The sequence below is a fragment of the Novosphingobium lindaniclasticum LE124 genome (assembly GCF_000445125.1).
GTDB lineage: Bacteria > Pseudomonadota > Alphaproteobacteria > Sphingomonadales > Sphingomonadaceae > Novosphingobium > Novosphingobium lindaniclasticum.
In genome coordinates, this window is sequence record NZ_ATHL01000083.1 from 39,333 (window position 1) to 53,827 (window position 14,495).

Here is a 14,495-nt window from a genome sequence, read left to right on the forward strand (position 1 = left end):
CAAGACATGACTCCGCACAGTTCGGCACACCATTCCAGGTGCCCCCTCTGTCACGGAAACCTGAGAGCTTCCCTCGACAAGCCCAAGGCAGGCAGGCCAAAGTTACACCGTCGGCGGCCTCATCCCGAAAGATGAGACACTTTCCAGAGTCTCGCTATCGACGCTGCGCGGTCCCTTTTGCCTGAGAGATTCCGGGGCGGTTGCTCCTTCGGCGCCTGCCGTTCCGCATGTGCGAATCGGCGGGTCTCTCCCGCGCTGTCAGCGATGTTTTTTCACTTGGTTGAGCGCCGCGTGCAAGTCAACGCCATCATGCCGCGCTGCATCGTAATTTCCACGGGCCGGCGAGTGGCTTGCTCAGATGTGACGCTGGTGAAGGATCTCGCTCATGGAATCGTGCTCATGGACGAAGCGGCCTGACGTCCGACGCTCGCCAAGCGCCAGTATCACCTGGGCCAGCCGCACGGCGGCGATCGAGCGGAACCGGCGCAGTCTTGCGTGAAACACCAATATGTCCGCCAAGGGCGCAACCACCTGCCCGGCCCATTCCAGCGGCCGATCCTCGGCGCGCTTGCCGCGCAGCAGGCCCGGCCGCAGGACGTCGAGACGCGCGAAACCCAGTTGGCCCAGCGCGGTCTCCACCTCGCCCTTGGTGCGCGAGTAGAGGTTGCCGCTTTGGGGATCGGCACCCACGGAAGAGACCAGGATCATGCGGTCGATGCCCGCCATCCGCGCCGCCTCGGCGGTTTCCAGCACGAGATCGTGATCGACGGATCGGAAGGCCTCGTCGCTCCCCGCCGCCTTGCGGGTGGTGCCGAGTGCGCAGACCAGCACGTCGGCATGGGCGGCCTCGATCAAGGCGGGCCATTCCGTCGTGGGTCCCACCAGTATGTCCAGCCTTGCGCCTTTCGGCAAGAGCACTTCGCGGCGGGCAACGCCGATGATGCGCACGTCACTGCGGCCGATGCTCTCCTCGATCACCGCCGAGCCGACCAGACCGCTGGCACCGACGAGGCAGATCCGTCGCCCCGCCGCAATCGCGTCAGACATTGCGCAGCCCTTCAGGGGTCCTGCCGTAGATCTGGGCATGGCAGGAGATCGCATAGCGGTCGGTCATGCCGGCGATGTAGTCGGCGATATGACGGCTGCGGGCCGGCTCATGGCGCGGCAAACCGTCGATCCAGCTTTCCTCCATCAGCACCGGCTCCTGCGAGTAGGCCGAATAGAGTTCCGCCAGCAGCGCGCGCGCGCGCCGGGCAGTCTCAAGCTGTTCGGGGTGGTAATAGAGCTTCTCATACATGAAGCGCTTGAACTGACGCTCGCCCTCCTCGACTTCGGGCGAGAAGGCCACGAGTTGCCGCCCCGCGCTCCGCACCTGACCGACGCTCTCGATGCCGACCAGACGCTTCTTCGTCTCGTCCAGCACGTCGTTGACCATGAAGCCGATCTGGCTGCGGATCAGTTCGGACAATTGCCGGTCACGCGGCGCATGCGGATAGCGACGCTCGACTTCGCTCCAGCGGGCTACGATGAAGGGGTGGGCCAGCAGTTCGTCGAGGTCGAGAAAGCCTGCGCGCAGGCCGTCGTCGATGTCGTGATTGTCATAGGCGATATCGTCCGACAAAGCCGCCACTTGCGCTTCGAGCGAGGCGTAAGTGCCCAGTTCCAGCCCGTAGGCCGCGTCGAGTTCGGCCAGCGCCCAGTTAGGGTCGGCAACCGGGCCGTTGTGCTTGGCCAGGCCTTCGAGCGTCTCCCACGTCAGGTTCAGCCCGTCATGCTCGCAATAGGGGCTTTCGATCCGCATCAGCGTGCGCAGGCAATTGGCGTTGTGGTCGAAACCGCCCGCCTTGTGGAGCGCGGCGTTCAGCGCTTCCTCACCGGCATGGCCGAAGGGCGGATGGCCGATATCGTGCGCCAGGGCGAGCGCCTCGGCCAGATCCTCGTCAAGGCCCAGAATGCGCGCAATCACGCGGGCGATCTGCGCCACTTCCAGGCTATGCGTCAGGCGCACGCGGTAGTGGTCGCCGTCAGGGGCGATGAAGACCTGGGTCTTGTAGCGCAGGCGGCGGAAGGAGATCGAATGCACGATCCGGTCGCGGTCACGCTGGTAGGGACTGCGCTGACCGCGCGGCAGACCGGTGTCCATCGGGAACTCGCGGCCGCGGGAACGGGCCGGATCGGAAGCGTAAGGAGCCAGGGTAGGTGCAGGGGTCAAGCTGGTGTCTTTCCCGAAAGCAGGCTTGCTCTCGGCGCCCTACTAGCGAGCAAGGCCCGTCTTGCACAAGGCCGCCGAAGATGCGGCGACGAGAACGACCTCGCTGTCGTTCACGGACTTCACCGCCCTCACCCAGGCGCCGAGCGTCTTCTTGTCGCCTTCGAGGTTCTGCAGCTTGATCAGTTGCAGCAGGCCGAGCCGCTTGACCAGCCGCTTCGACATGCAGGTGGCGACCCGATCCGACATGCCCGCGCCTATGAGGGCGGTGCGCACGCGCCAGCCGGCATAGAGGTGAACGCCCAGGGCCAGCGCCGCCAAAAGGGCGATGAACAGCAGGATTCGCTTGATGGTTCGCAGCATTGCGGGGGCCTATAGAGCCCTCCGATCAGTCCGCCAGCGCTTTGACGATATCCTCGACCATCTTCTTCGCGTCGGCAAGGAGCATCATGGTCTGGTCCATGTAGAACACATCGTTGTCGACCCCGGCATAGCCCTGCCCGCCCATCGAGCGCTTGATGAAGAAGATGGTCTTGGCCTTCTCCACGTCGAACACGGGCATGCCGTAAATCGGGGAACTCCTGTCGGTCTTGGCGGCCGGGTTGACCACGTCGTTGGCGCCGATGATGAAGGCGACATCGCACTGGGCGAACTCGCCGTTGATATCCTCGAGTTCGAAGACCTCGTCGTAGGGGACGCTGGCTTCGGCCAGAAGGACGTTCATGTGCCCCGGCATGCGTCCCGCGACGGGGTGGATGGCGTATTTCACGCCGACGCCGTGCGCCTTGAGCTGGTCCGCCATCTCGCGAACGATGTGCTGGGCCTGCGCCACAGCCATGCCGTAGCCGGGGATGATGATGACGTTCTCCGCCTCTTTCATCAGGAACGCCGCATCTTCCGCCGAGCCGCGCTTCCAGGGCCGATCCGTCGCGGCAGCCGCGCCCCCGGCGCCGGCCTCGGCGCCGAAGCCACCGGCGATCACCGAAATGAAGCTGCGGTTCATCGCCTTGCACATGATGTAGCTGAGGATCGCACCCGAGGAACCGACCAGAGCGCCGGTGATGATCATCGCCGTGTTGTGCAGGGTGAAGCCCATCGCCGCTGCCGCCCATCCCGAATAGGAGTTCAGCATCGAGACGACGACCGGCATGTCCGCCCCGCCGATCGGAATGATCAGCAGGAAACCGATGGCAAAGCTGAGCAGCACGATCGCCCAGAACAGCGTCGGCGTATTCCAGTGGAACAGGCTGACGAGGACCACGATGGCAAGCAGCGCGCCGAGATTGATGACGTGCCGCGCCGGCAGCAGGATCGGTGCGCCGCTCATGTTGCCGTTGAGCTTGGCGAAGGCGATCACCGAACCGGAGAACGTCACTGCGCCGATCGCCACGCCCAGCCCCATCTCGATCCGGCTGCCCTTGAGGATGTCGAGCCCGCCCGGTTCGAGAATACCGAACGCCGCCGGGTTGTAGTAGGCGGCGATGCCGACCAGCACCGCCGCAAGTCCGACCAGCGAGTGGAAGGCCGCGACAAGCTGTGGCATCGCCGTCATCGGGATGCGCCGGGCGATCGCGAAGCCGATTCCTCCCCCGATCGCGATGGCGACGAGGATTTCGGGCAGGCTGGCGATCTCATGCGTCACCAGTGTCGTCGCGACCGCGATGGCCATGCCGATCATGCCATAGCGGTTGCCCGTCCGGCTGGTGGCCGGCGAAGACAGGCCGCGCAGGGCGAGGATGAAGCAGATCCCGGCGATCAGATAAGCTGCAGCGACCCATGGGTTGACGACATGAGCCTCCATCAGCGCTTAACCCCGGCTTTCGGCGCGGCCTTGTCCTTCTTCCGGTACATCGCCAGCATTCGCGCGGTGACGGCAAAGCCGCCGAAGACATTGACGCTCGCCAGCACCACCGCGCCCAGCCCCAGCCACTTGGCCAGGGGAGAGCCCTGCGCCGCGGCGGCCACCAGAGCGCCGACGACGATCACGGAGGAGATTGCGTTGGTCACCGCCATGAGCGGCGTATGCAGTGCCGGCGTCACCGACCAGACGACGTAATATCCCACGAAACAGGCCAGCACGAAGATCGAGAGGATCGAGATGAAGTCCATGGCGTCTTCTTCCTCTTCTTGAGCGCCGTTTCAGCCGAGCAGCTGCGCGTGAATCACTTTGCCGCCCTGGGTCAGGCGGATTGCGTTTCCGATCTCCTCGTCGAGAACGGGTTTGCCCTGATCCTTGTCCCAGAATGCCGATACGAAGTTGAACAGGTTGCGCGCAAACAGGGCGGACGCCTCGGCGGGAAGATGTGCAGGCGTGTTGGCGTAGCCGAGGATTTTCACGCCATGGCGCTCCACGACCTGGTCGGGCACGCAGCCTTCGACATTGCCTCCTTGCGGAGCGGCAAGATCGAAGATCACGCTGCCGGGCTTCATGTCTGCAATCTGCGCGTCCGAGATCAAACGCGGCGCCGGTCGGCCAGGTATGAGCGCGGTGGTTATGACGATGTCCTGCTTCGCCAGATGCGCGGACACAAGTTCGGCCTGCGCCTGCCGGTAGTCGTCGCTGATTTCACCGGCATAGCCGCCGGAACCCTCGCCTTCGATGCCTTGGGCCGTGTCGACGAAGATCGGCTTGGCTCCAAGCGAAAGGATCTGCTCGCGCGTTGCCGAGCGAACGTCGGTGGCGGAAACCTGCGCACCCAGCCGGCGCGCCGTGGCGATGGCCTGAAGCCCCGCCACGCCTACACCCATCACGAAAGCCTTGGCCGCGCTGACCGTACCGGCCGCCGTCATCATCATCGGAAAAGCCCGGCCATAGAGGTTCGCCGCCACCAGCACGGCCTTGTAGCCGGCGAGGTTGGACTGCGAGGACAGGATATCCATGGACTGGGCACGGGTGATCCGCGGCATCAGTTCCATGGCCAGGGCTTCCAGCCCGGCCGCAGCATAAGCACTGACGCGATCTCGCCGGCCGAACGGATCGAGCGCCGCGACGACCCAGGCCCCCGGTGCGACGCCGCCGAGCCGTTCGGGTTCAGGTCCCTGCACCCCAAGGACGATGTTCGCTCCGGAAACGACCTGCTCCGCCTGACCGACCTCGGCACCGGCGGCGAGATACTCCCCGTCGCTGATGGCCGCGCCCAGCCCCGCACCCGTTTCGACGGCGAGGCTCGCTCCGAGGGCGATCAGTTTCCTGACCGTCTCGGGCGTGGCGGAAACCCGCGTTTCACCGGTAGCCCGCTCCCGAAGGACGGCAATCCGGCTGGTTGGCCCGGTAGGTGGCCGCGCAGCTGGCCCAGTGGCTGGCTCCACAGGCTATTGCGCAATCAGCGCGACGACGAACGCGACTATGAGAATGACGATGCCGGTGCTCCAGGCGGTCACCTTGACGAAGCCATTATAGGTTTCGGTAGCGGCCTTGATGTCCTTGCCTGCAGCCATGAACCGGGATCCTCTGTCATTATTGCCTTTTGATACGCGATATTTAGCGTTGACGGCGCTTGCGCTCAAGTGCGAAGCGGCAATCTCTTCGTGCGGCGCATCTATCCGTCAAGTCGGGCATTTTCGAAAGCCGCCACGACGGACTTTCCCGCAACATGGGTTATCGACGAACCGACCGGAGCCTTAATTTCGTCTTTACCGATTTCTTCTAGATCCCGGACTGCGACAAAGGCCGGACTACCACAAAGGGGAGCGACCCAGGCGGGCATTATCATGGCGGATCAGGAACAACGCCTTCTCATGCTCATCGACGATGAGCCCGCGCAGAGCCGCCTGATCTCCGCACTCGCTGCGCGGGAGGGGTGGCGCACGGTCATCGCCCGCGATTCCGAAACCGCCATCGCCACCCTCGGCACCCGCCAGGGCATGCAGCTATCCGCCATCATCCTCGACCAGTGGGTCCCCGGCGACGATGCGGGCGCGCTTATTGCCGAACTGAAATCGCGCCGCCCGGCCCTGCCGATCCTGATGCTCACCACCAGCACGTCGCCGCTGCTGGCGGTCGAGGCGATGCGGGCCGGCGCGACCGATTACCTCGTCAAGCCAGTCGCTCCGGATCGGTTGATGCACGCTTTGCGCTCGGCCACCACACGGGAAGCGCCGCGCGACGAACTCGCGCCCCTGACGGAGAAAATGCCGTCGAACCCCGACTTCGAATCGATGATCGGGGCCGCACCGAATTTCCGCAAGGCGCTTGCCGTCGCCGCCAAGGCCGCACGCGGTCACGGCCCCGTGCTGATCGAGGGCGATACCGGCACGGGCAAGGAAATGCTGATCCGGGCAATGCACGCCGCCAGCCCCCGCGCGAAGTCGCCGCTGCGGATCGTCAACATCGGCGGCCTTCCTGCCAACTCCATCGAATCGGCGCTGTTCGGCCATGAAAAAGGCGCCTTCCCCGGTGCCTTCGATCGGCAGGTCGGCGCTCTGCAACACTGCGACGGCGCCACGCTGGCTCTGGACGAAGTGGACCGGCTCCCGCTTTCCGTACAAGAGCGCCTGCTCGAATCGATCCGCAAGAGCGATGTTCGCCCCATCGGTGCCCGTCACTCGTTCCGCATCGATGCCAGGCTGATCGCCGCCAGCAACCTGCCGCTTCAGGATCTGGTCTCCGAAGGCCACTTCCTGCCCGAACTGCTGGAGGCGCTTTCCCCGACGAAGGTCAGCCTGCCGCCCCTGCGCGAACGCACCGGCGATATACCCGCCCTCGCCCGCTTCTTCCTGGCCCGGATTGGAGAGCAGCCCGGCCTGAGAGAACTGGGCATTACCGACGGCGCCTTGTCGCTGCTGGCCGCCTACGACTGGCCCGGCAACGTTCGCCAGCTCCAGGCCGTCCTGTTCAGAGCCGCCGTGTTCTGCGACGGTGACGCGCTCACTTCCGAAGATTTCCCCCAGCTCCTCAACATCCTGGGCTCGGGTCCGGCGACGGGGGCCGGCAATCCCGTGCAGGAAAGCGCGGGCGTCATGCTCTATACGGCCGACGGCAACTTGCGCCCGCTCGACGAGATCGAAGCCGATGTGATCCGCCTTGCGATCGGCCTCTATCGCGGGCGCATGACCGAAGTTGCGCGGCGATTGGGCATCGGCCGATCGACGCTCTATCGCAAGCTGGGCGAACTCGGCATCGACAACGCCGCTTGAGCAAGAAGCCGGCGCAACTTCTCGCACGGCTTCTTGCGTAGCCGATGGTTACAGGTTCTCGAAGTAGACCTGCGGAACGCGGTACCCGCGCTTGCTCATGTACTTTACGTACTTGCCGCGTTCCTGGTGAAGCTCCGAGCCGTATTCCTCCCAGGCATCCCGGCGATCCTCGATGTCGGAAGCGTGGCGCAAATCGCTGGCGAGTTCCTTGCGGCTCTCGTTCACGTTGATGCGGTAGTCGTACCACTTGCTGTTCTGAACGCCGCCGATGGGGCTCCGGATGATCAGGGATTCTTCTTGCTGCGCCAGCTTCTGCTCGTACATCATCGGCTGCACGGCCATGGCAACGGCCGGAAGCGCCAGTGCCGGAATGGCGAGAGCGACAAGAGCGGTGCGGGGCTTGTTGGTCTGCTTCATGGGAGAGTTCCCTTTCGCTTGACGGCGCGGGCCCGATTGCCTGCGCTTGGGACTGCAACGGACGTTTCCGCCGTTTTGCCTCACCGTGTGAGACGAAATGGGCTTCCGTCGGGACGCGAAGGTTGCTGCGCTCACTCGGTCACATATCGAGCTGCGGCCGTTCATCGCAGAGCAACCCGCCATTCATCGACGATCCAGATTTGTCGCGAGAACGGAGCCGGATGGCTGCCGATCCGCGCGGACGTACTTGCAAGGAAGTCACCGTTTCGGAGAAGAACCGCAGACGGATCCTCGCGTTTAGACCTCAGCGAGGAGATGAAGATGATGGATTTCAAGGACAAGGCCGGCATCGTGACAGGGGCTGCGTCCGGCATCGGGGCTGCGATTGCGCGGGAACTGGTGGCCCAGGGCGGCCGCGTGGTCATTGCCGACTTCGACGAAGAAGCCGCCCGCGCGCTGTCCAACGAGCTTGGGGCGGAGCATACGGCCGTGTTCCGGCTGGACGTCTCCGACCCGGTCGCCAACGAAGCCCTCGTGGCCTTCGCGCTGGGCACGTTCGACCGGTTGGACTTCGCAGTGAACAATGCCGGCATCGGCGCACCTTCGATGAAGTTGGCGGACATACCGCTGGACTCCTGGTCGCGCGTGATCGACGTCGATCTCAACAGCGTCTTCTATGCGATGAAGTACCAGATCCCGGCCATGGTCGAACGCGGCGGCGGTGCCATCGTCAACATGGCCTCGATCCTGGGCGCGGTCGGCTGGGCAGGCTCGGCGGCCTATGTCACGTCCAAGCATGCGCTGCTGGGCATGACCAAGGTGGCGGCGCTGGACTATGCCGACGCGGGACTGCGCATCAATGCGGTCGGCCCCGGCTTCGTCTCCACGCCGGCACTGGAAAAGACCATGACCTCGAGCGAGATCGCAAGTCTGGCCGGCAAGCATGCCCTCAATCGCCTGGCACGGCCGGAGGAGATCGCCATGGTCACCAGTTTCCTGCTTTCCGAGCGCGCCTCCTTCGTGACAGGCACCTATTACCCGGTAGACGGCGGCTATCTGGCAATCTGACTTCGCGAAAGATCAGGGAAGCTGCGTGAAGTCGGTGAGAGCGGCATCACGCAGCCCCCGCCAGACGCGGGCGGCCTGAACCGTTTCCGCAACGTCGTGGACGCGGACGATGTGCGATCCTGCGTCCATCGCCTTGAGCGCCAAAGTCACCGAGCCGCCGAGCCGCTGGTGCGCCGGGGCCTCGTTCGACAGCGCGCCGATCATGCGCTTGCGGCTGGCGCCCACGAACAGCGGATGGCCAAGCGCATGGAACAGCGCGAGCCCGTTCATGAGCTGGAGGTTCTCGGTCAGCGTCTTGCCGAAGCCCACGCCGGGATCGAGGAGGATGTTTTCCGGCTTCACTCCGGCGGCCACAGCCTTGTCCCGACAGGCGCGCAGCCAGTCGAACACGTCGAGGACGACATCGTCGTAATCGCCGTTGGAATGCAGGTCGTCCCCATCTCCGGGCGCGTGCATCAGCACTACCGGCGCGCCCGACGAGGCCGCGAATTCCAGACTGCGCGGATCGTGGCGCAAGGCGGAGACGTCGTTGATGATGTGCGCACCCGCCTTCAGCGCGCCTGCCATCACCGCGGGTCGGCGGGTATCCACGCTGATGGCCGCGCCCATCGCCGCCAGCCTCTCCACCATCGGCACGACACGCTTGAGTTCGTCCCCCTCCCACACCGCCGCCGCGCCCGGGCGGGTGGACTCGCCGCCGATGTCGATCATCGCCGCACCGGCTTCCAGCATCGCGGCCGCATGGTCGCAGGCCACCTGCGCATCGTCGAGGAACTTGCCGCCATCGGAGAAGCTGTCGGGCGTGATGTTGAGGATGCCGGCGACTTGCGGCTGCTCCAGCCGGATCGTGCAGGCGCCGCACTGAAGCGGTGCATGGACCTTGCGCAAGTTCGACCACTGGAGTTCCGCCTCGGCACCGAGATCGGCGGGCAGCGTCGCCAAGGCTTGCGCGACATCCCCGGCACCGAAGCGGCGGCGCGAGAGCACCTTGCCGTTTTCCCGCACGACCAGTGCGAACCGGCTGGCCCAGACCATCGAACCACCCAGACGGACTGCCTCGCCTTCCTCGCTCTGGGGGCTGTCGGCAAAGGCGGTCGGGCGGATGTAAACGGTGCGGCTCATCTTGGCCCCATAGCGCGGGCGCGAGCCATGCAGAACAGGTTTTGCAGCCAGCGCGATCACCTCTGGCTAACCGCGCCGCTCATGAACCCACATGCTTTCGTAGAAGCACATCGTCACCCCCGAGAAGGCGGAGCCGACATGACAATCCAGGGCGGTTTGCGCCGTCCTGGATTGTTTCACTTCGCCCGCAATGATGAAATCAGGTGACGTGGAGAGTGCCTCACGGCTCCGTGGCGAGAATGTAGAGCTGGCGGATGGCGTCGATCGGCTTGACCTTGCCTTCATGCTCCAGGTGCCAGAAGGTCCAGCCGTTGCACGAGGGCGCGCCCTGCAGTTCCTTGCCCGCACCATGGATCGAACCGTTCACATCGCCGCAGACCAGCGAACCGTCGGCGCGCACCACGGCCTCGAAGCGGCCCTTCTTGTCGGTCAGCCTGGTGCCTGGCTTGATCCAGCCCGTCTCGATCAGCGTGCCGAAGGCGACCTTGGGGGCGCTGCGTTTGGACTGCATGGTCTTGAGCGCGCGCTCGTCGAGCGGCAGCGCCATCTCGATGCGTTCCAGCGCGGCTTCGCGGTAGTCGCCCTCGCGCTCGCAGCCGATCCACTCGCGGCCGAGACGCTTGGCGACGGCGCCGGTGGTCCCGGTGCCGAAGAACGGGTCGAGCACGACATCGCCCGCATTGGTGGTGGCCAGCATCACCCGGTAGAGCAGCGATTCAGGCTTCTGCGTCGGGTGAACCTTGCGGCCGCCCTTCTTCAGGCGCTCGGCGCCGTTGCAGATCGGCAGGACCCAGTCCGAACGCATCTGCAGTTCGTCGTTGAGCGTCTTCATGGCGCGGTAGTTGAAAGTGTACTTCGACTTCTCGCCCATCGAGGCCCAGATCAGGGTCTCATGCGCATTGGTGAAGCGGGTTCCCTTGAAGTTCGGCATCGGGTTGGCCTTGCGCCAGATGATGTCGTTGAGGATCCAGAACCCCATGTCCTGCATGATCGCGCCGAGGCGGAAGATGTTGTGGTACGAACCGATCACCCACAGCGAGCCTTCGGGCTTGAGCACGCGGCGCGCCTCGGTCAGCCAGTCGCGGGTGAACTGGTCGTAGGAGGCGAAGCTGGAGAACTTGTCCCAGTCGTTGGTGACGGCATCGACGTGGCTGCCGTCCGGACGGGACAGGTCGCCGCCGAGCTGGAGGTTGTAGGGCGGGTCGGCGAAGACCATGTCGACGCTGGCGTCGGGGATCGTGCGCATCGCTTCGATGCAATCGCCCGGGATGATCTGGCCCAGCGGCAGAAGTTCCTTCGGCGTGGCCGCCGGCGCAACTGCGCGGATCTTCTGCTTGACGAGTATCTGGCCCATGTTTGCTCCGGGAAATTGAACTGTGGATTGAGGCCCTAGTGAGTCTTTCCGGAGTCAGCGTCAAGGCGCGACTCGTGGGATTCCCTGGCGATTCGATGTTCAGCGAAGAGAACAAAACGAATCCGACACAAGATGTCGAGTCACGATTGCCTCATGGGACTCAAGATATGGGGGGTTGTGTCTCCTCGGACTCACCGAGAAAAATTTGCCGGAACGCAGGGTGTGCGCTTACATCCGCGGATCTGGAAAAGAGCCTTTCCGGACGGATGAATCTTCTCGCGGAGACCTCACCCCGGAAAGATTCAAAGCGCCGTTTCAGAGACCTGCGAGGCCGCAGTCGATCCCGGTCATTTGCACGCTCACTTCCCATAGCCGACGCGCCGCCTGGGGATCGCGCGCCGTGGCCTTGCGTTTCGCTGGGGCGGATGGACCGGACAGGCCGAGGAAGCGCTGCGGGCCATAGTACGCCCCCGGCCCAGCGGCCGGATCGGCGGCTGCCTGAAGCGTCGGCCAGGCGCCCTGCTCGGCGCTGTTGAGCACCAGGCCCGCTACCGGAAACAGCAGGCGGAAGCCCAGCGAATTGCGGCCAAGCTCGGTCGCGGCGATGCCGGGATGGCAGGCCATCGCGCGCACTGGCGAACCGGCGGCGCGCAGCCGCCGGTCCAGCTCCAGCAGGTGGAGCAGGTTCGCCAGCTTGCTGTCGGCATAGCGCTGGCGCGCCCGGTAGCTGCGGCGCGCATCAAGATCGTCCCAGTCGATCCGCCCCCGCACATGCGCGAGGCTGGCGGTTATCACCACCCGCGCGCCGGGCGTTTCGGACAGCTTGGGCAGCAGCAGCCCGGTGAGCGCGAAAGGCGCCAGGTGGTTGACCCCGAACTGCAACTCATGCCCCTGCACCGTACGTTCGAGCGGCGGCACCATGACCCCGGCATTGTTGATCAGCACGTCGAGCCGCGGCTCATCGCGCACGACCCGCTCGGCACATTCGCGCACGCTGAACAGGTCGGCCTGGTCGAGCGGCACGAAAGCCAGGTTGGCGCCCGGCACGTGCATGCGGATGTGCTCCATGGCGAGTCGCGCTTTCTCCTCGCTGCGGCAGGCCATGAGCACGCGCGCGCCCAGCGCGGCCAGAACCCGGGCGGCTTCGTAGCCGATCCCGGTATTGGCGCCGGTCACCAGAAAGCACTTGCCCGCCTGCCCGCCCAGCGAGGCAGCGGTGAAGCCCTTCAAAGCGCCATCTCCAGCTGCGCAACCGGCGAGAAACTGCGACGATGGTGCGGCGTCGGACCATGCAGCCGTAGCGCTTCCAGATGCTGCGCGGTGCCATACCCGGCATTGCGCTCCCACCCGTAGTGCGGATGCGCCTCGGCAAGCTCGCGCATCAGGCGGTCGCGGTGCTCCTTGGCGATGATCGAGGCGGCGGAAATGCACGGCTCCAGCGCGTCCCCGCCAACGACGGCACGGGCTTGCCAGCGCCACTCCGCTGTGCGTCCCATCGGCGTGAGATTGCCGTCGATGAGAACTTCGTGCGGATCCTCGCCCAGGGTCACGCAAAGCGCGGCGACAGCACGGGTCATCGCCAGCATCGTCGCGCCGAAGATGTTGAGGCGGTCGATCTCTTCCACGTCCACCACGCCCACGGCCCAGCGGCAGCGGCGCTTGATCGTCGCTTCCAGTTCCGCTCGGCGCTTGCCCGAAAGCTTCTTGGAGTCGTCCAGGCCGGACGGTCGGGGCTTGCACAGCACCACCGCGCCCGCCACAACCGGCCCTGCCAGCGGCCCGCGCCCGGCCTCGTCGACACCAATCACGAGGCGGTTCGTTACGGGCACTTCAGAGCGTGACAGGGATTCGACCATTATGACCAAGTCGGTGAACTCCAGATCCTTCCTTGCAGCGGTATCGCCCGTCGCCTTCGCACTCGCAAGCTGCGGTGCGGCAGCTACCGGGGATAAGGCCTCGGCCTCCGCTTCCGACGACAAGCCGTTCAAGGTCGAACAGGTCGCCAGCTTCGACGAGCCTTGGGCCATGGCGATCGACAAGGCAACCGGCACGATGCTCGTGACCCAGAGGAAAGGCACGATCAAGCTGCGCCTGGCGGACGGCACTCCCGGCACGGTCACCGGCGCGCCCAAGGTCGATTACGGCGGTCAGGGCGGTCTGGGCGACCTCATCTTCGCGCCCGAGCAGAAGGGCGCCACCCTCGACGGACGGGTGATCTACCTGAGCTGGGCCGAGGCTGGCCAAGGAGACACCCGCGGCGCGGCAGTCGGCAAGGGTACCCTCTCCTGCCCGCAGCCGACCAGCTGCTCGATCCAGGGCCTTACCGTGATCTGGCGGCAAACGCCGAAGGTCAGCGGCAAGGGCCATTACTCGCACCGCCTCGCCTTCTCGCCTGACGGCAAGTACCTCTTCGTCGCTTCGGGCGAACGGCAGAAGTTCACGCCGGCGCAGGATCTCGGCGGCAATCTCGGCAAGATTGTCCGGCTTTTGCCGGACGGCACGCCGGCCCCCGGCAACCCCTGGGCCGACCGACCCGCGCCGACCAACCAGATCTGGTCCTACGGCCACCGCAACGTGCTGGGCCTCGCCTTCGACGACAAGGGGCGGCTTTGGGATCTCGAACACGGCCCGGCAGGCGGCGATGAGCTGAACCTGGTGAAGCCGAAGCAGAACTACGGCTGGCCGCTGGTCTCGGACGGCGATCACTACGACGGCAAGCCGATACCGCGCCACTCGACCCGCCCCGACCTTGCCGCCCCGGCGATAAGCTGGAACCCGGTGATCGCGCCGGGAGACTTCATCTTCTACTCCGGCCCGCTGTTCCCGCAGTGGCAGGGACAGGCGCTGATCGCGTCGCTGACGCTGCCGGGCGTCGTCCGCGTCAGGATCGAGGGCGAGAAAGCTGTCGAGGAAGGCCGCTATCCGCTCGCCAATCGTATCCGGGAGATCGAACAAGGCGCGGACGGCACGATCTGGCTGCTGGAAGACGGCCCGGCGGGCGCCTCCGGGCACCTGCTGAAGCTGACGCCGAGCAGGTAGGGCAGGGCTCTTGGCGAGCTTGACCCCGGCTCATTCCGATCTCACGACAAGTCCGGTCATTCTTGCCATCAGGCGAAATGCTCAGCCCGCTCATCCTTCGGTACGAGGCGGGACACTCCGCCGTGCCTCGGGCCGAATCCGAATTGAATC

15 protein-coding genes and 2 riboswitches are annotated in these 14,495 nt (G+C 65.3%); of the genes, 3 read left to right on the top strand and 12 right to left on the bottom strand.

Features of this window, described 5'->3' with window-relative positions; all coding sequences use genetic code 11:
• Nucleotides 1–37: 37 nt before the first annotated feature.
• Nucleotides 38–157, bottom strand: a riboswitch (glycine riboswitch).
• A gap of 1 nt (nucleotide 158) precedes the next feature.
• A riboswitch (glycine riboswitch) is annotated at nucleotides 159–263 on the bottom strand.
• A gap of 91 nt (nucleotides 264–354) precedes the next feature.
• Genes L284_RS37500 through L284_RS47475 form a run of 7 tightly spaced genes read right to left on the bottom strand, consistent with a single transcriptional unit; the run spans nucleotide 355 to nucleotide 5,647 of the window.
• Entirely contained in the window at nucleotides 355–1,047 is a 693-nt protein-coding gene (locus tag L284_RS37500) for an NAD(P)H-binding protein (protein WP_021234506.1), read from the bottom strand.
• Complete coding sequence (locus L284_RS37505; RefSeq protein WP_031342418.1) at nucleotides 1,040–2,212, bottom strand: deoxyguanosinetriphosphate triphosphohydrolase; 1,173 nt, start codon at nucleotides 2,210–2,212, stop codon at nucleotides 1,040–1,042. Before L284_RS37505 ends, L284_RS37500 begins: the two co-directional genes overlap by 8 nt.
• Before the next feature lie 42 nt (nucleotides 2,213–2,254).
• Nucleotides 2,255–2,572 (bottom strand): hypothetical protein, encoded by a 318-nt coding sequence (locus L284_RS37510; protein WP_021234508.1) that lies wholly within the window; start codon nucleotides 2,570–2,572, stop codon nucleotides 2,255–2,257.
• 25 nt (nucleotides 2,573–2,597) lie between these two features.
• Nucleotides 2,598–4,010, bottom strand: a complete 1,413-nt coding sequence (locus tag L284_RS37515) for an NAD(P)(+) transhydrogenase (Re/Si-specific) subunit beta (protein WP_021234509.1) — start codon at nucleotides 4,008–4,010, stop codon at nucleotides 2,598–2,600.
• The gene (locus L284_RS37520) at nucleotides 4,010–4,318 is read right to left on the bottom strand and encodes an NAD(P) transhydrogenase subunit alpha (RefSeq protein WP_021234510.1); all 309 of its coding nucleotides are present in this window, start codon (nucleotides 4,316–4,318) and stop codon (nucleotides 4,010–4,012) included. Before L284_RS37520 ends, L284_RS37515 begins: the two co-directional genes overlap by 1 nt.
• Before the next feature lie 30 nt (nucleotides 4,319–4,348).
• Nucleotides 4,349–5,518, bottom strand: coding sequence for an NAD(P) transhydrogenase subunit alpha (locus tag L284_RS37525; RefSeq protein WP_021234511.1), 1,170 nt, complete (start codon nucleotides 5,516–5,518; stop codon nucleotides 4,349–4,351).
• A gap of 3 nt (nucleotides 5,519–5,521) precedes the next feature.
• A complete protein-coding gene (locus L284_RS47475) occupies nucleotides 5,522–5,647 on the bottom strand; it encodes an aa3-type cytochrome c oxidase subunit IV (protein ID WP_021234512.1) in 126 nt (41 codons plus the stop codon).
• A gap of 273 nt (nucleotides 5,648–5,920) precedes the next feature.
• Here L284_RS47475 and L284_RS37530 point away from each other — a divergent pair, with 273 nt between their 5' ends.
• The gene (locus L284_RS37530) at nucleotides 5,921–7,345 is read left to right on the top strand and encodes a sigma-54-dependent transcriptional regulator (protein WP_021234513.1); all 1,425 of its coding nucleotides are present in this window, start codon (nucleotides 5,921–5,923) and stop codon (nucleotides 7,343–7,345) included.
• Between the two features lie 48 nt (nucleotides 7,346–7,393).
• Here L284_RS37530 and L284_RS37535 read toward each other — a convergent pair whose 3' ends face one another.
• A complete protein-coding gene (locus L284_RS37535; protein ID WP_021234514.1) occupies nucleotides 7,394–7,762 on the bottom strand; it encodes a hypothetical protein in 369 nt (122 codons plus the stop codon).
• A gap of 321 nt (nucleotides 7,763–8,083) precedes the next feature.
• On the opposite strand from L284_RS37535, the gene L284_RS37540 reads away from it, so the two are divergent.
• Entirely contained in the window at nucleotides 8,084–8,830 is a 747-nt protein-coding gene (locus L284_RS37540; protein WP_031342422.1) for an SDR family NAD(P)-dependent oxidoreductase, read from the top strand.
• A gap of 12 nt (nucleotides 8,831–8,842) precedes the next feature.
• Here L284_RS37540 and folP read toward each other — a convergent pair whose 3' ends face one another.
• The 4 genes from folP to L284_RS37560 form a co-directional block, all read right to left on the bottom strand.
• Nucleotides 8,843–9,952, bottom strand: coding sequence for a dihydropteroate synthase (gene folP, locus L284_RS37545; protein WP_031342423.1), 1,110 nt, complete (start codon nucleotides 9,950–9,952; stop codon nucleotides 8,843–8,845).
• Between the two features lie 220 nt (nucleotides 9,953–10,172).
• Complete coding sequence (locus L284_RS37550) at nucleotides 10,173–11,306, bottom strand: site-specific DNA-methyltransferase (protein ID WP_021234517.1); 1,134 nt, start codon at nucleotides 11,304–11,306, stop codon at nucleotides 10,173–10,175.
• 315 nt (nucleotides 11,307–11,621) lie between these two features.
• Nucleotides 11,622–12,536 (bottom strand): oxidoreductase, encoded by a 915-nt coding sequence (locus L284_RS37555; protein WP_021234518.1) that lies wholly within the window; start codon nucleotides 12,534–12,536, stop codon nucleotides 11,622–11,624.
• Nucleotides 12,533–13,162 (bottom strand): ribonuclease HII, encoded by a 630-nt coding sequence (locus L284_RS37560; RefSeq protein ID WP_021234519.1) that lies wholly within the window; start codon nucleotides 13,160–13,162, stop codon nucleotides 12,533–12,535. The genes L284_RS37555 and L284_RS37560 overlap by 4 nt, the downstream gene beginning before the upstream one ends.
• Nucleotide 13,163: 1 nt before the next feature.
• Between L284_RS37560 and L284_RS37565 the strand changes: the two genes are divergently transcribed.
• Nucleotides 13,164–14,345, top strand: a complete 1,182-nt coding sequence (locus L284_RS37565) for a PQQ-dependent sugar dehydrogenase (RefSeq protein ID WP_021234520.1) — start codon at nucleotides 13,164–13,166, stop codon at nucleotides 14,343–14,345.
• The last annotated feature ends 150 nt before the right edge of the window (nucleotides 14,346–14,495 follow it).